Origin of the sequence: Mesorhizobium hawassense, assembly GCF_003289945.1 — a bacterium.
GTDB classification, from domain to species: Bacteria; Pseudomonadota; Alphaproteobacteria; order Rhizobiales; family Rhizobiaceae; genus Mesorhizobium; species Mesorhizobium hawassense.
The window spans coordinates 214198-229355 of sequence record NZ_QMBP01000005.1 but is presented as its reverse complement, the minus strand read 5'-3'; the positions used below and the strand labels follow the sequence as shown (position 1 = coordinate 229355).

The window sequence follows — 15158 nt, the reverse complement described above, 5'->3', positions numbered from 1 at the left end:
GGCATTGGGCGAATGGCCTATTCGAGAAACATCAGGGCTGTGGCCAGAAATCCCATTCCGAAGCAAGAGGCCATCGAGTAGGCGATCATCCCAACAGCCAGATAAGCCCCACTGCCTGATGGAATATGGCTGCCGACAGCGCCGAAAGCCACAAGCCAGCACGCCACCGTCAATCCGATGACCGCGCCCATACCGAAGTTCTTGATCACAAAATGCACCAGTGGAGGCATGAACCATGCTCCCCATTCGCGGCGTTGCCACCGCTTGCAACGTGGATAAATTCAGCAACTGACACCTAACGCCAAAACACGTATCCGGGTTGCGCCTCCGGTCTGTTTTCATTCGGCACCGGATTCGGACAGGCTTTATCCCCGGGCGCACAGAGTTCCGGTTCCGATCGAGCGTGGGCTGAACGGCCACTGCCGTACCGTTGATAGCGAGGGGCGACCACCCAGCCGCCCTCCCCAGCGTAGAACGCCCCTCCAGCGTCGCCCCGCATTTCAGCTCAATTCTTTTTCATCGTGGATCGCCCTTTCGGAATATCATTCCTGTCTAATTCTATAATCTTAGTAGACTTTAATTCACAGCCGCTCTGGTTGGCTGCAATCGAGGCTGTGCCCTCAGTTCAAAGGATTTAAAGCCCATGCGAAAATTGATTTCCGCCGCCCTTTTCGGGCTTGCCCTCGCATCCGTGCACACCGCGGCGAACGCCGGGGACGACAAGAAAGTCGTCATCGCCTACCAGACCGGCGCCAACCCCTATAATCTCGGCATCGCCAATGGCGACCTTGCCAAGAAGACCGGCTGGAACATCGAATTCCGCCGCTTCAATTCCGGCGCCGACATCTTCGCCGCTATCGCATCCGGCGACGTCCAGATCGGCGATGTCGGGTCGAGCCCGTTCTCGGCGGCCGTCAGCAAGGGCATCGACGTGAAGGCCTTCTACATCTCGTCGGTCTCGCGTGACGGCGAGGCCCTGGTGGTGCGGCCTGAAATCAAGTCGCCGGCGGACCTGCGCGGCAAGAAGCTCGCCGCGGCGCCAGTCTCGACCGACCATTACCAGCTTCTGGCCGTTCTGAAGCAAGAAGGCATTTCCGAAAAGGAAACCCAGGTCATCGCCATTCCGCAGCCCGAGATCGTCGCGGCCTGGAAGCGTGGCGACATCGACGGCGGCTTCGTCTGGGATCCGGCGCTGTCCGAACTGAAGAAGAACGGCAAGGTCCTGCTCACGGCCGGCCAGGTCGCCGATCGCGGCGCCCCGACCTTCAGCGCGCTGGTCGTCACCGGCGCGTTCGCCAAGGCCAATCCGGAGTTCCTCGGCCAGTATGTCCGGCTGATCGACGGCTACAACCAGGCCTATCTGAGCAACCCGGCCGCCTGGGGCCCGGACTCCGAGAGCGCCAAGCTGATCGCGAAATTGCAGGGTGGCACGGCGGCCGAGAATTCGGAGCAGTTGAAGACGACGGTCGTCCCGCCGCTCGACGAACAGGTCTCCGACAAATGGCTGGGCGGTGGCGAGAAGAGCGCGGTCGCGAAAATCCTCAAGGACACCGCGAGCTTCCTGAGGGACCAGCACAAGATCACCTCGATCAAGGACAGCTACGCGGTCTTCGCTGATCCGCAATACGCGGCAGTGGCCAAGGCCTCGAACTAGCAACCCTTGAAGGAAACGCGATTTGGCCGGCGCGCCGGCCAAATCGCCCGGAGGCCATCATGCTACGAATCCGCGATGCCAGCGTCACCTTCCCGGCTTCCGACGGCCAGGACGTGCATGCGCTCGATCACGTCTCGCTCGATATCGCCCCCGCCTCCATCGTCGTCGCGGTCGGTGCTTCCGGCTGCGGCAAGTCGACATTGCTGAACGCGATCGCCGGCTTCCTGCCGCTCTCCGAAGGGACCATCACGCTGGACGGACAGGAGATCGTGGCGCCAGGCGGCGATCGCGGCGTCGTGTTCCAGAAGGATACCCTGCTGCCTTGGGCCAATGTGCTGGACAATGTCGCGCTCGGCCTGAAGTACCGGGGCGTGTCGCGCGGCGAACGCCATGAGCGGTCGAGGCGCCTTTTGGAACTGGTCGGGCTCGCCGATTTCGCCGAAAAGCCGCCCTATGAACTGTCCGGCGGCATGCGCCAGCGCGTCGGCATCGCCCGGGCGCTGGCCACCGATCCGAAAATCCTCTTGATGGACGAGCCGTTCGGCGCCCTCGACAGCCTGACGCGCGAGACGATGCAGCAGCTTCTGGCCTCGGTCTGGGCCAAGACCGGCAAGCAGATCCTGTTCATCACCCATTCGATCGAGGAAGCCCTCACACTCGGCACGACCATCGTCGTGATGTCGCCCCGGCCGGGCCGTATCGTCGCCCGCTTCGACGCCGACTTCGTGCGCGACTTCGCCGAAAGCGGCGATATCGGGCCGATCCAATCCCACCCGCGCTTCATCGAACTGCGGCAGGAAATCCGCTCGCTCATCCACCAGCCGGAAGGCGCCCGCAGAGGAACCTTGCAATGACGCTTGCCGCCAATTCCCGAACTTCGTTCCCGCCCGCGACGGCCCAGCGAAGGCCGTCTCCCCCGCCGCGCCGGTCCGCATCGGCAAGCACGTTCGGCATCAGCCTGGTCACGCTGGCGGGGCTGATCGCATTGTGGTTCCTCGCCGCGCGCTTCGGCTGGGCGTCGCCGCTGTTCCTGCCGTCGCCGGCCGACGTGCTGACCCAGTTCAACGCCGTCGCGGCCGACGGCTATGCCAACGGCACGCTGCTCGACCACACCCTGGCAAGCCTCGGCCGCATTGCCGCGGCGCTCGGCGTCGGCATTTTCGTCGGCATTCCGCTTGGCCTGCTGATGGGGCTCAACCGCTGGGTCAAGGGCATCTTCAGCGTGCCGATCGATCTCTACTGGGGCTTGCCGCCGCTCGCCTATTTGCCCCTGCTGATCATCTGGCTCGGCATCGGCGAAACCTCCAAGATCGTTCTGCTCTCGCTGTCGACCTTTGCCCCGATCTGCTTTGCGGCACAGGCGGGTGTCCGGTCGGTGGCCGTCGAACGCATCAACGCAGCGCTGTCCCTCGGCGCCAGCCGGCTGCAACTCTTCACCAGCATCATCCTGCCATCCGCTTTGCCGGAGATCCTGACCGGCCTGAAGATCGCCATCGGCGCCGGACTGTCGACGCTGGTCGCGGCCGAGCTGATCGCGGCCCAGTCCGGGCTCGGCTACATGATCATGTCGGCGGCCAATTTCCTCGCGACCGACGTCGTCTTCGTCGGCCTCATCGTCATCGCCGTGCTGGCCTTCGCCTTCACCAGCGGCATGCGCTGGCTGGAACACCGCCTCATCCCTTGGAAAGGCAAGCTCTGAGGCTTGCTAGACCCGATCCCACAATCGCTGAAGGAGACAATCCGATGTCCGGCAACAACACCCGTCCGCTCGATCTCTACTGGTACCTGCCGACCCATGGCGACGGCCCCTATCTCGGCACCGACGAGCGCCACCGGCCGGCAACCTTCGGCTACCTCAAGGAGATCGCGCAGGCCGCCGACCGGCTTGGCTTCAAGGGCGTGCTCCTGCCCACGGGGACACGCTGCGAGGACGCCTGGATCGTGGCCGCCGGCCTGATACCGCTCACCGAACGGCTGAAGTTCCTCGTGGCGCTGCGGCCGGGCAGCGGGACCCCGGCCCTGTTCGCGCGCCATGCGGCCACGCTGGACCGCATTTCCGGCGGCCGGGTACTGCTCAACGTCGTCACCGGCGCGGATCCGGCGGACCTTGCCGGCGACGGCAACAAGCTCGGTCATGACGAGCGCTATGCGCAGACCGACGAATTCCTGACCATCTGGCGGCGGATCCTGTCAGGCGAGCCGGCGGATTTCGAGGGCAAGTACCTTTCGGCGCATGGCACCGACATCTCCTTCCCGCCCATTCAGCAGCCGCATCCGCCGCTCTGGTTTGGAGGCTCTTCCGATGCCGGCATCGCGATCGCCGCCAAGCATGTGGACGCCTATCTGAGCTGGGGCGAGCCGGTCGACCAGCTTGCCGAAAAGATCGAGCGCGTGAAAAAGGCCGCGGCGGCGCAGGGCCGCACGATCCGCTTCGGCCTGCGCATCCATCTGATCGTGCGCGAAACCGAGGACGAGGCCTGGGCAGCAGCAGACCGGCTGATCAGCCACGTCACCGACGACCTGATCGCCGAAGCCCAGAACGGCTTCGTCAACATCTCGGAATCGGTCGGACAAAAGCGCATGTCGGCACTGCATCAGGGCCGGCGGGACAGGCTGGTTGTCGGTCCGAACCTGTGGGCCGGCCCCGGGCTGGTGCGCGGGGGCGCCGGAACCGCGCTCGTCGGCAATCCCGACAATGTCGCGGCGCGGGTCCGCGAGTATCAGGAGATCGGCATCGAAACGATCATCGCGTCCGCCTACCCGCATCTGGAAGAGGTCTTCAACGTCGCCGAACTGCTTTTCCCGAAACTCGGGCTGAGCGGCGAAGCCGCGCCGGCGGAACGCAGCTGGGACGTCGAGTTCGGACGCGGCACCCGCCCCAAGGTCGCTGCGTCCGCTTCGTAAGGTCCTTCACGCGGCAAACGAGGAAAATGGCGTGCGCCGTCGCGGTTGCATCGTTATGGCATCAACCGCATCGGCCATGCGACGCTCTTTGCGGGCACCTCAGCGATTGGTCAGTGCCAGAAGGCCTTTTGGCCCCAGTTGAGGACTTTGCCTCCCGTCATCAAATCCTTGATCACGCCTGCGACATCCTCGATGGGGACGGTCGGATCGACGCGATGCTAATACAAGAGATCGATGCGGTCCGTCCGCAAACGCCTCGCGAGCCCAGCGATTAGGCGCTTAATTACGCTTGGGCCTATAAGCGCATGTGATAAATGCCCTCGGGTGGCCATCCGACCTGAACAAACTCTGGCTCGCTCAATGGACTTAAGGACGGGTCAAACTTCGACGATCAGCCATACGACCTGCCTCCTGATCACCCGCGAAGAGCTTCTCCTTGTTTTGCGCCGACCGCCCGCATTGCCTTCCGCGCCCGTCCGCACAATAGTCGGGCCGATGTTCGAGGCGATTGCGAGTCACTGGTCGACGCTTATCCTGCTCCTCTCGCTGGCGATGGCGGCGGTTGGCATCGTGCATGCCATCATGACGAAGGAGGACGTGCGCGCCGCCACCGGCTGGGTCGGCGTCATGCTTCTGTCGCCCTTCCTCGGCGCGATCATCTACGCCATTGCCGGCATCAACCGCATCCGCCGCGCGACGATCAGCGCCATGCGCCCAGTTTCCAGCGAGGCGGCCGCGGCCAGGCACGACCGCGACGTTGCGCTGGAAGCCCTGATCAGCGCCGAATACGGCCAGCGTTTCACCGGGCTGAAGACGCTTGGCGACCGGGTGGTGCGGCGTCCCCTCACCTCTGGAAACACCATCGCCGTGCTCAAGACCGGCGACGAGGCCTATACGGCGATGTGCCGGGCGATCGACGCAGCACAAAGCAGCGTGCTTCTGGAGACCTATATTTTCGACAATGATGCAGTTGGCGCGATTTTCGTCGAGTCGCTCGGCAACGCCGTCAAGCGCGGCGTCACAGTGCGGGTGCTGATCGACGCCGTCGGCGTGCGCTATTCGGTACCCAGCATCCTGAAAGAGCTCAGGGAAGCCGACGTCACCGTCGATCTCTTCAACGGCAACATCGTCATGGGCCTGAGGCTTCCCTATGCCAATCTCAGGACCCACAGGAAGATCCTGATCGTCGACGGCATGGTGGCCTTCACGGGAGGCATGAATATCCGAAAAGGCTTCTCAGCCGAATTCGCCGGCTCGGAAAGCTCGCGCGATACGCATTTCGAGGTGAGCGGGCCGGTGGTGGCCGATCTGTTCTCGGTCGCCGCCGAGGACTGGCGCTTTGCCGGCAACGAGGCCTTGAAGGACGGTCCCTGGCAGGTCGAGCGGGCAGTCCCGCCGCCAGGGCAGCCAATGCTGGTGCGCGCGGTGGCATCAGGGCCGGACGCCTCGAACGAAACCAACCTGAAGCTGCTGATGGGGGCGTTCTCGGTCGCCCGCAAATCGATCCGCATCATGTCGCCCTATTTCCTGCCGGACCGGGAATTCATCAGCGCGCTGACCACGGCCGGCCGCCGCGGCGTCGAAATCGACATCGTCGTGCCGGCGGTGAACAATCTCTTCCTCGTCGATCATGCGATGACGGCGCAGTTCGACCAGGTGTTGAAGCACTATTGCCATGTCTGGCGTCACGAAGGCTCGTTCGACCATTCGAAGCTGATGGCGATCGACGGCGTGTGGGCCTATGTCGGATCTTCCAATCTGGACGCCCGCTCGCTGCGGCTGAATTTCGAGATCGACATGGAAGTGCTGGACCACAATTTCGCCGCCGAGATCGACGCCCGCATCGCGGCCGCCATTTCCACCGCAAAGCCGGTGACGTTGCAGACGCTGAAGGAAAGGCCTTTCATTATCCGCGTCTTCGACCGCTTGCTGTGGCTGGGATCGCCCTATCTTTAGAACAGGAACCGAGCATCGGGATCATGGAGATCAACGACATCAAAGGCCGCAGCCTCCCCGAGACCGTACTGCTCTCCATCCGCGGCAGAAGCGCGCGCAAAGCGAAGGCGACGCCGCGCAAGCGCGTCAACGGCGCCGAGATCGTGGTTGCCTCCTACAACGTCCACAAATGCATCGGCACCGACCGCAGGTTCGACCCCGAAAGGACGGCGCGCGTCATCCGCGAAATGAGCCCGGACGTGATCGCGCTGCAGGAAGCCGACAACCGCTTTGGCGACAAAGCCGGACTGCTCGACCTCAACCGCCTGGAACTGGAGACGGGGCTGGTTCCGGTGCCGGTCAGCGGCAACGGCAAGGGGCATGGCTGGCGCGGCAATGTGCTTCTGTTCAAGCGCGGCACGGTGCGCGACGTCCACCAGATCAAGCTGCCGGGGCTGGAGCCGCGCGGTGCGCTGGTCGCCGAGATCGATCTCGACGAGAAACGGAGCCTGCGCGTCATTGCCGCCCATCTCGGCCTGCTGCGCCGCTCGCGCTCAGAACAGGCGCGCGTCGTGCTCGACATCATGAGCAGCGCCGACGAAAGGCCGACGCTGCTGCTCGGCGACCTCAACGAATGGCGGCTCGGCAACCGCTCGGCGCTGAACACGCTGCACACCACCTTCGGTCCGACGCCGCCGGCGGTGCCGACCTTCCCGTCAGGCCTGCCGGTGCTGGCGCTCGACCGCATCATGGGCAACCGGCACGACCTTGTCTCAGCGGTGGAGGCGCATGATACACCGCTGTCGCGCGTCGCCTCCGACCACCTGCCGCTGACGGCCTTCGTGCATCTTTGAGGTAAGCCGCCCTACCCTTCCCTCAGCCAGACCAGCATCTCGCCGGGATCGCGGTTGTCCCAGGCGAAATAGGGAACGGCCTTGAGCTTCGTCTCTTCCGTCGCCGGCGGTTCGGGACGATAGAGATCGGCGCCCCAGTTCTCGGTTTCGGCGCGGCTGCCGATGGCCGAGAGCGTGACGACGCCGCCGAGCAGGTTCGGTTCCTTGTGCGCCTCCAGCCTGGCCGTGCGCGGCAAGGCGATGCGGTGCAGCCCGCCGCCATTGTCGGTTTCCTCGACACAGTAGAGCAGCGGGCCGCGCGCCAGCGCCACGCGGCCGATGTCCTGGCGCACATTCGGGTTGGCGAAGAGGCGCGCCATCGACATTTCGAGGTCGAGCTCGACGCGGTCGCCCTGGCGCCATTCTCGGCGGATCGCGGCGTAGCCGTCGCTCGTCGCCGCTTCGAGATCGAGCATCTTGCCGTTCACCTTGAGCGCCGCCTTGCGGCACCAGGCGGGTATGCGCAGATGGAGGGTGAACTCCACCGGCGCCTCCGGCCCGACCTCGATCGCGACCGCGCCGTCCCAGGGATAGTTGCAGGTCTGGACCAAGGAGACCTGCCGGCCGGCGATCTCGAAGCGGGCGGTCGAGTCGCCGTAGAGGTGCACGGCCAGCGCATCGTCGGCGAGGCCGTAGAAATAGCTGCCGATCGAGGCCACCATGCGGCCGATATTGGGCGGGCAGCACGGGCAGCGGTGCCATTTCCAGCGATGATGGCCGCCGCGGCTCTCCAGCGGATTCTCGTAGAAGAACAGCGAGCCGTCGAGCGACAGGCCCGAGATCGAGCCGTTGTATAAAGCGCGCTCCATCATGTCGGCGTAGCGGGTGTTCGGCCCCATGCCGAGCATGCGGCTTGCCCAGAACACCAGGCCGACCGAGGCGCAGGTCTCGGCATAGGCGGTGTCGTTGGGCAGGTCGTAGTCGCTGGTGAAGCCCTCATTGTGCGCCGACGGGCCGATGCCGCCGGTGACGTAGAGGCTCTTGGTCATGAGATCGTCCCAAAGCCTGTCGAGCGCCGTGCGCAGGCTGTCGTCGCCATATTCGGTGGCGACATCGGCCATGCCGGAGAAGAGGTACATCGCCCGGACCGCGTGGCCGACGACCTTGTCCTGCTCGCGCACCGGCTTGTGCGACTGGTTATACTCGTAGGTCTTGAAGTGATAGGCCTTCGGGTCGGCGCCGCGAGCGCGCGCCTCTTCGTCGAAATAATGCGGCTGCTGCCCGCGCTGGTCGATGAAGTATTTCGCGAGCTCCATGTATTTCTTCTCGCCCGTCACCCGCGCCAGCTTGACCAGCGCCAGCTCGATCTCCTCGTGGCCGCAATAACCCTTGCGCTTGCCCGGTTCGGGGCCGAACCTCGAGGCGATGTGGTCGGCGTAGCGGCTCATGATGTCGAGCAGCTTGCGCTTGCCGGTCGCCTGATAGTAGGCGACGGCGCCCTCGATCAGATGGCCGGCGCAGTAGAGTTCGTGGCAGTCGCGCAGGTTGGTCCAGCGCAGGCCGGGCTGGATGCGCTGGTACCAGCTCGAGAGGTAGCCGTCAGGCTGCTGCAGCTTGCCGTACATGTCGATGACGGCGTCGATCTTCTTTTCGAGATCGGGGTTGCGGCGGCGGTAGAGCGAATAGGCCGCCGTCTCGATGGTCTTGCCCCAGTCGGAATCCCAGAACATCTGCGTCGTCACCGTCGAGCCGGTGAACTCGGCGCCCTGGGCGTTCGCCTCGTCCGGCGACGGCGAATGGAACGGGATGACGAGGCCGGGCGACGGCCGGTCGGGATCGATCTGCTCCAGCATGCGCGCCTCGACGCAGCGGTCGTAGAGGATGCCGGCTGTCTTGGCGGCCACCGCGTCGACACGGTCGCCCCAGAAGCCTCGGACATCGACCTGCGGCACGGGCAGCGGCCGGAAGGCGAGCTTCGGCTTGGCAGTCCCGGTTGCGGCGGCGGGTTGCGATGCGGTCATAACGTCACTCCATCGAATGCGATTTATTTGACGGCCCCGGCCATGAGGCCGCGGATGTAGAAGCGCTGCAGTGCCAGGAACAGGATCAGGCAGGGCACCATCATCACCGTGACGCCGGCCTGCACCGCGCCCCAGTCGATGGCGCCGAAGCGGCCGGACTGAAGCGCCGTCATCATCACCGGCAGGGTGAATTTGGACTGGTCGGTCATCAGCACGAGCGCCGCCAGGAACTCGTTCCAGGCGCCGAGGAAGGCAAACAGCGCGATGGTGACGACGCCCGGCCAGACCAGTGGCAGCATCACCTTGACGAGCATGGTGACGTTGTTGGCGCCATCCATGCGCGCCGCCTCCTCGATCTCGCGCGGCACCGCGTCGAAGGCGTTGCGCATCATGAAGATCGAGAACGGCAGCTGCAGCGTGACATAGACGCAGACCAGCCCGGTCAGCGTGTTGTGCAGGCCGAGTCTGGTCAGCACCAGGAAGATCGGCGTCAGGATCGACTGGAACGGGATCATGATCGTCGACAGGATGAGGACGAAGAAGAAATCCCGGAACGGGAAGCGGAAGCGCGAGAAGCCGTAGCCGGCAAGCACGCTGACCAGCACCGAGAGCAGCACCGTCATCACCGACACATAGATGCTGTTCTGCGCCGAGACCCAGAGCCCGTCGCCGAAGGAGTTCAGCGTCTCGTAATTTTCGATCGAAAAGCCGGTGGTCGGCCATGGCGGCAGCGGCGGCTGGCGCGCCTCCTGCGCCGGCTTGAAGGTCGACAGCACGGTCCAGACGATCGGCGCCAAAAACAGCACCGAGGCGATGATGCCGGTGGAATGCCGGGCGAGGCTGAAGGCGGCCTTGCGGTTCTTAGACATCGCCTCGGCCATCAGTCGAGCCCCTCGGGTTTGCGCAGCAGCCAGAGCTGGACGAGGCTGAGCGCCACCAGGATGACCAGCAGCACCATGGAGAGCGCCGCGCCGTAGCCGAGCTTGAACGAGACGAAGGACTGGTTGAAGATCCAGTAGACGGCGGTCAGCGTCTGGTTGCGCGGGCCGCCGCGCAGGATGATGTAGAACTGGTCGAAGGCAAGGATGGAGCCCGCGACCGACAGGATCAGCGCCAGCGCCAGGGTGCGGCGCATCAGCGGCAAGGTGATCGCCCTGAACCTGGCGAACGGCCCTGCCCCGTCGATGACGGCGGCCTCCTGCAGATCCTGCGGTATCGACTGCAGGCCGGTCATCAGGATGATCATGGTGAAGCCGGCGACCTTCCACACCACCATGGCGATGATCGACCAGAAGGCCGGCTGGAAGGTGGCCAGGAGATTGACCTTCTTCTCGGTCAGGCCGAGGTCGTAAGCGGCCGGGCTGAATAGGCCGGAATCGACATTGAGCAGCCAGGACCAGAGCAGGCTGGCCGACGCGAAACCCACCACCGCCGGCATGAAGAAGGCGGTGCGGTAGAGATTGGTGAGCGGACGCGGCTTTTCGATGAAGATCGCCAGCGGGAACGCGACGGCGAAGATCGCGATGGTGACGATCATCGTGTAATAGAAGGTGAATTTGAGCGCGTTCCAGAAGCGCGTGTCGCGCAGGATCGCGACGTAATTGTCGAGACCGACGAAGGAATGCTCGCCCATCAGCGGCCAGTTGTGGAGCGACATCCAGGCCGTCATGCCAAGCGGGATGACGAAGAAGACGGTGACCAAAGCGACGGCCGGCAGGACATAGAGCAGGCCGACCCATTGCCTGAGGTTGGTGGCGGTGCGGAGTCTGGCGCGGGCGGCGGTTGCAGTGATGGCGGTCATGGCTGCGCTTTCCCTTCTCCCCTTGTGGGAGAAGGTGTCGCCGAAGGCGACGGATGAGGGGTGTTCCAGCGGAGTGAGACGCTGGCGTTCCCTGGAGCACCCCTCAGCCGACCGCTTCGCGGCCACCTTCTCCCACAAGGGGAGAAGGGGGAGCCCACCTGCTCACAGATCGAGCCGTTCGAACGCTGTCTCAACACAATATCCTGCCATTCAGCGATGCATCGTCCGGCCGCCCGGCCAGGGAGACGGGCGGGCGGCCGGTCAGAGCTTTCGGCGGCAAGGCGTTGCGCATTGCCCGCCGCCTGTAGGCCCTGTGTTACTTGTTCGGCGCCTGGTCGATGATCGACTGCATGGTGTCCTGCGCGTTCTTGATGGCGCCGTCGACGTCGTCGCCGAAGAACACCTCGTTGACCATCTGCGTCCACGGCCCGTTGGCGGAGTTGATCAGGTCGTTGAACACCACCGAATAAGGCGTCTTGCCCTTGGCCATCGCCTCGGCCGCCACCTGGTAGCGCGGGTCGAGGTCCTTCAGCGCATCCTTGGCGATGTCGTTGCGCACCGGCAGGCTGCCATATTTGGCCAGGATCGTCTGGCCCTCGAGCGAATAGGCGAAGTCGAGGAACTGCTTCACCACACCGATCTTCTTGGTGCCCTTGGTGACGACGAAATTGTCGCCGCCGGCGAAGGACGACCAGCCGCCATCCTTGCCCGGCAGGAAGGTGATGCCGTAGTCGATGTCGGGGTACTGCGTGTTGAGCGCGCCGATGGCGAAGGCGCCTGACGGCGAAATACCGATCTTGCCGCCGGCAAAGGCGGCGAAGAAGTTGGAGCCGGTGTCGGTCTGCGCGCCTTCAGGCACCAGGCCCTTCTTGACCATCGAGCGGTAGAGGTCGATGGCGCCGCGCAGCTGCGGGCTGTCGAGCGTCGCCTTCGAGCCGTCTTCCGACAGGATGTCGCCGCCCGAGGCCCAGATCAGCGGCGTGAAGGTGAAGATGTTGCAGCCGCCGCAATTGCCGGAGAAATAGAAGCCCTTGATATCGCCGCCGAGCGCGTTGACTTTTTCGGCATCGGCCTCGATCTCGGCCCAGTTGGTCGGCCCCTTCTCCGGGTCGAGCCCCGCCTGCTTGAACAGCTTCTTGTTCCAGATCAGCACCGAGGCGTCGGCCGAGAACGGCAGGCCGTAGATGTGGTCCTTGTAGGTGCCGGTCTTCACATGCGCCGGCGACAGGCTGGCGAAATAGGGCAAGGATTTCGCCCAGTCGGTGATGTCCTCGAGCTGGCCGGCGGCGGCGAAGGACGGGGTGTAGATCAGGTCGAGCGACAGTGCGTCGGGCGCCGTGCCGCCGGCGGCGGCGGCGCCATATTTCGGGATGATCTCGGCATTGGGGATGATGTCGAGCTTGATCTGGTCCTTATGCGCCTTGTTGAAGGCGTCGACGATGCGCGGCATGAAGTTCGAGCCGTCGGCGCGAACCCAGATGTTGGCGGTCTCGGCGGACGCCGCCTGCAGGCCGCCGCCGATGACGGCCGCGGCAAGCGCCAGCTTGGCAAGCATGGTTTTCACGTTGTTCCTCCTCATGGTTCTCCTCCCAGTTTTGGCCGTGCCGCCCGGCGGATCCGGCGCGCGGCCTTGTTGCTTCATTCCGGCGGACTGCCGCATGACTGACGCACCACCAGCCGGCACGGCAGTTTCCTGATGCCCGGCGCGGCCGGCTGGCCGTCGACGAGCGAAAGCAGCGCGAGCCCGGCCTCGCGGCCGAGGCTCGCCAGGTTCATGTCGACCGAGGTCAGCGGCGGGCGCGTCGCCTCGGCCACGATCTCCCAATTGTCGAAGCCGATGACGCCGACCTCGTCGGGCACGCGGATGCCGCGCTCGCGCAGCGCGTCGATGACGCCGCGGGCGATCTGGTCGTTGCCGCAGAAGACCGCGTCCGGCCGCTCGCCCCTGCCCCCGAACAGTTTTGCCACCGCCTCGTGGCCCCACGCTTCCGACCAGGCGCCGAGCAGCGGCTCGATGGCCGGCAGATTGTTTTCCTGAAGCACGGCGCGATAAGCACCGGCGCGTGTGTTCACCACCGCGAAGCTCGCCGGACCGCTGACATGGGCGATGCGGCGCCGCCCGAGCCGGCAGAAATGCTCGACCGCCAGCCGCGCGCCGTCGGCGTCATCGGAGACGAAGCCGACCGCGCCGGCGTCGGGCTGGGTGAAGGCATAGACGACCGGCACGCGCAGGTTGGCGAGGTCGACCGGCAGATGGCGATCGATGCGTTTTCCGGTGGCGATGATGCCGTCGACGCGCTTGTCAAGCATGGCCTCGACATGCAACTGGCCGAGCCGCGTGTCGTCCTCGACATTGCACAGGAAGACCGACACGCCATTGTCGACCAGCGCGTCGGACACACCTGCCATCAGCGGCAGCGAGAAGCGGCCATAGGTATCGTTGGTCAGCAGGCCGACGGTGAAGGAGCGGCGCCGAAGCAGGCTCTGCGCCAGACTGTTCGGCCGGAAGCCGAGCAGCCTGGCCGTCTCGCGGATGCGCTCGCGCGTTTCGGCGGTCATGCGCCCCTGCCCGTTAAGCGCCTTCGAGGCCGTCGCGACGCTGACGCCGGCGGACACCGCCACCTCGCGGAGCGTGACGGGCTTGGCAAAGACAGGCGCTGACTCGGCGTCTGAAACCATTTTCGGCGCAGGACCCTCCCTAGTTGAGAAAACCTTTTCTCACAGAGGCCTGCGCATTCGGACCGGGGGGCGGATGTCGAAAGCAAAGGGTTGGGAAAAGGTTTTCTCAGTTGGGGAGCTTATGGTGAAGACGGACGTGAAGGCAAGGATTTTTTTGTGACAACCGATCCGGCGATTGACGTGGCACCGTCCAAGGTGGCGGCCTCTCACTGCTTAAAACAACACTCGCGGTGCCACTGCAAGAACCGAGGATGCGGGCGATCCGACTGTCGACGCGGCCGGAGCGCGCGGTGCGTCTTGTTGATGAACCCCTGCACGCTGTCGCGATCGTTGACCTGCCGTGAGATCAGGATTTCCAGATCGTCGGACAGGCTGATCAAGCCACGATCGAACATCCAATGCGCCGTGCCTGACAGAGCGATCCCGTTGTTGATGACATCCGGGCCGTTGTCCTCGACCGGGCGAATATGGGCAGCCGATACCTCGGCTCGGCCGCCGCCATTAATCAACTTCAGTCCCGTGATGGCGCAGCGCTCGTCATAGGCGCGCAAGACGATGCGGCGGAAGATTCGGTCCCGCACGATACGCGAGCCAAGGTAACTTACGCGATTGCGCGTTTGCTCGAACTCGAATGGTGCCTGGTCTTCTTGAAGGCCGGTATCGACCTCATCGACGCGCGGTAGCGGCAATTCGTTCGTATCCAGGCCGAGATCGATAATGCGATTGAAATCGGCTGGGCTGATGGCGCGGACGGCTGATTGGGCACGACCGGAAAGTTTTCCCTCATCGTTCAGCAGGCCGCGCTCGACGAGACCGTCGCTTCCGTTGAATGGGACAGGTTTGACGAAATCTAGGTAGGTGCCAGGCTCGATCAGGGCGCGACACATACCCGGCGCAGCAGGATCGGGAATGACCTGCTGGACCTTGGCGACAGCAAAATAGCCGCGGGTGCCATTCACCTTGCTCGGTTCGTAGTAGATGATCCAGTCGCCGACGCATGCTTCCACACGACCCAGATACTGGCGAGGAAACTGGTATTGCTCAGCAGGGCTGTCGTCGTAGATCGAATCGGAGCGGTGAATGAAAACCCCAAATGCCATGATCGTCTGCAATGCGTTACTTGGAATGCGTCAAAGCTCATACAGCCCCATGTTGGGGGTTTGGTCTAGGGCCGACCTGGCTTTCTTCTTTGGCCGGCAGGTCCGTGCGTCGGCCAAATGACCCACGCCATCGAATCAACCTTCCTCCATCCTTCGTTCGCACGGCGAATATATTAGCGAAATTGCATATAATTGATCAGCCGGTGCCGCCAACAGGAGCCCTCGCCGGTC

Annotated in this window: 13 protein-coding genes and 1 pseudogene; 6 read left to right on the top strand and 8 right to left on the bottom strand. The window is 64.3% G+C overall.

Annotated features, from left to right (window positions below; genetic code table 11):
* Positions 1–17: 17 nt before the first annotated feature.
* Positions 18–230, bottom strand: coding sequence for a hypothetical protein (locus tag DPM33_RS13600; protein ID WP_112097943.1), 213 nt, complete (start codon positions 228–230; stop codon positions 18–20).
* A 413-nt stretch (positions 231–643) separates the two neighbouring features.
* On the opposite strand from DPM33_RS13600, the gene tauA reads away from it, so the two are divergent.
* From tauA to ssuD, 4 genes are read left to right on the top strand one after another with little or no spacing between them, the layout of a single operon-like run.
* The gene (gene tauA, locus DPM33_RS13595) at positions 644–1654 is read left to right on the top strand and encodes a taurine ABC transporter substrate-binding protein (RefSeq protein WP_112097942.1); all 1011 of its coding nucleotides are present in this window, start codon (positions 644–646) and stop codon (positions 1652–1654) included.
* A gap of 59 nt (positions 1655–1713) precedes the next feature.
* Positions 1714–2508 (top strand): taurine ABC transporter ATP-binding protein, encoded by a 795-nt coding sequence (locus DPM33_RS13590; RefSeq protein ID WP_112097941.1) that lies wholly within the window; start codon positions 1714–1716, stop codon positions 2506–2508.
* The gene (locus DPM33_RS13585) at positions 2505–3353 is read left to right on the top strand and encodes an ABC transporter permease subunit (RefSeq protein WP_112097940.1); all 849 of its coding nucleotides are present in this window, start codon (positions 2505–2507) and stop codon (positions 3351–3353) included. The genes DPM33_RS13590 and DPM33_RS13585 overlap by 4 nt, the downstream gene beginning before the upstream one ends.
* Before the next feature lie 44 nt (positions 3354–3397).
* On the top strand, positions 3398–4558 hold the full coding sequence (ssuD, locus tag DPM33_RS13580) for an FMNH2-dependent alkanesulfonate monooxygenase (protein ID WP_112097939.1): 1161 nt from the start codon (positions 3398–3400) through the stop codon (positions 4556–4558).
* Between the two features lie 131 nt (positions 4559–4689).
* On the opposite strand, the pseudogene DPM33_RS36945 reads toward ssuD, so the two are convergent.
* A pseudogene (locus DPM33_RS36945) lies at positions 4690–4818 on the bottom strand (aldo/keto reductase); the annotation flags it as partial.
* A 235-nt stretch (positions 4819–5053) separates the two neighbouring features.
* Between DPM33_RS36945 and DPM33_RS13570 the strand changes: the two are divergent.
* Both DPM33_RS13570 and DPM33_RS13565 read left to right on the top strand, forming a co-directional pair.
* Positions 5054–6514 carry a phospholipase D-like domain-containing protein gene (locus DPM33_RS13570; protein WP_112097938.1) on the top strand — a complete coding sequence of 487 codons (1461 nt, stop codon included), beginning with the start codon at positions 5054–5056 and terminating at the stop codon, positions 6512–6514.
* A 23-nt stretch (positions 6515–6537) separates the two neighbouring features.
* Positions 6538–7347 carry an endonuclease/exonuclease/phosphatase family protein gene (locus tag DPM33_RS13565; RefSeq protein ID WP_167449060.1) on the top strand — a complete coding sequence of 270 codons (810 nt, stop codon included), beginning with the start codon at positions 6538–6540 and terminating at the stop codon, positions 7345–7347.
* An 11-nt stretch (positions 7348–7358) separates the two neighbouring features.
* Here DPM33_RS13565 and DPM33_RS13560 read toward each other — a convergent pair whose 3' ends face one another.
* From DPM33_RS13560 to DPM33_RS13535, 6 genes are all read right to left on the bottom strand, one after another.
* On the bottom strand, positions 7359–9347 hold the full coding sequence (locus DPM33_RS13560) for a glycoside hydrolase family 127 protein (protein WP_112097937.1): 1989 nt from the start codon (positions 9345–9347) through the stop codon (positions 7359–7361).
* 23 nt (positions 9348–9370) lie between these two features.
* Positions 9371–10228, bottom strand: coding sequence for a carbohydrate ABC transporter permease (locus tag DPM33_RS13555; protein WP_112097936.1), 858 nt, complete (start codon positions 10226–10228; stop codon positions 9371–9373).
* The gene (locus DPM33_RS13550; protein ID WP_112097935.1) at positions 10228–11148 is read right to left on the bottom strand and encodes a carbohydrate ABC transporter permease; all 921 of its coding nucleotides are present in this window, start codon (positions 11146–11148) and stop codon (positions 10228–10230) included. Before DPM33_RS13550 ends, DPM33_RS13555 begins: the two co-directional genes overlap by 1 nt.
* Before the next feature lie 316 nt (positions 11149–11464).
* Complete coding sequence (locus DPM33_RS13545) at positions 11465–12703, bottom strand: ABC transporter substrate-binding protein (protein ID WP_425373501.1); 1239 nt, start codon at positions 12701–12703, stop codon at positions 11465–11467.
* 83 nt (positions 12704–12786) lie between these two features.
* A complete protein-coding gene (locus DPM33_RS13540; RefSeq protein WP_112097934.1) occupies positions 12787–13827 on the bottom strand; it encodes a LacI family DNA-binding transcriptional regulator in 1041 nt (346 codons plus the stop codon).
* Between the two features lie 206 nt (positions 13828–14033).
* A complete protein-coding gene (locus DPM33_RS13535; RefSeq protein WP_112097933.1) occupies positions 14034–14927 on the bottom strand; it encodes an HNH endonuclease in 894 nt (297 codons plus the stop codon).
* Between the last annotated feature and the right edge of the window lie 231 nt (positions 14928–15158).

What these genes read in the sequence shown, in the direction of transcription:
- DPM33_RS13560 (WP_112097937.1), bottom strand. Translation starts at nt 9,347, where the DNA reads ATGACCGCATCGCAACCCGCCGCCGCAACCGGGACTGCCAAGCCGAAG.
- DPM33_RS13590 (WP_112097941.1), top strand. Translation starts at nt 1,714, where the DNA reads ATGCTACGAATCCGCGATGCCAGCGTCACCTTCCCGGCTTCCGACGGC.
- DPM33_RS13570 (WP_112097938.1), top strand. Translation starts at nt 5,054, where the DNA reads ATGTTCGAGGCGATTGCGAGTCACTGGTCGACGCTTATCCTGCTCCTC.
- tauA (WP_112097942.1), top strand. Translation starts at nt 644, where the DNA reads ATGCGAAAATTGATTTCCGCCGCCCTTTTCGGGCTTGCCCTCGCATCC.
- DPM33_RS13600 (WP_112097943.1), bottom strand. Translation starts at nt 230, where the DNA reads ATGCCTCCACTGGTGCATTTTGTGATCAAGAACTTCGGTATGGGCGCG.
- DPM33_RS13565 (WP_167449060.1), top strand. Translation starts at nt 6,538, where the DNA reads ATGGAGATCAACGACATCAAAGGCCGCAGCCTCCCCGAGACCGTACTG.
- DPM33_RS13585 (WP_112097940.1), top strand. Translation starts at nt 2,505, where the DNA reads ATGACGCTTGCCGCCAATTCCCGAACTTCGTTCCCGCCCGCGACGGCC.
- DPM33_RS13535 (WP_112097933.1), bottom strand. Translation starts at nt 14,927, where the DNA reads ATGGCATTTGGGGTTTTCATTCACCGCTCCGATTCGATCTACGACGAC.
- DPM33_RS13545 (WP_425373501.1), bottom strand. Translation starts at nt 12,703, where the DNA reads ATGCTTGCCAAGCTGGCGCTTGCCGCGGCCGTCATCGGCGGCGGCCTG.
- DPM33_RS13540 (WP_112097934.1), bottom strand. Translation starts at nt 13,827, where the DNA reads ATGGTTTCAGACGCCGAGTCAGCGCCTGTCTTTGCCAAGCCCGTCACG.
- ssuD (WP_112097939.1), top strand. Translation starts at nt 3,398, where the DNA reads ATGTCCGGCAACAACACCCGTCCGCTCGATCTCTACTGGTACCTGCCG.
- DPM33_RS13555 (WP_112097936.1), bottom strand. Translation starts at nt 10,228, where the DNA reads ATGGCCGAGGCGATGTCTAAGAACCGCAAGGCCGCCTTCAGCCTCGCC.
- DPM33_RS13550 (WP_112097935.1), bottom strand. Translation starts at nt 11,148, where the DNA reads ATGACCGCCATCACTGCAACCGCCGCCCGCGCCAGACTCCGCACCGCC.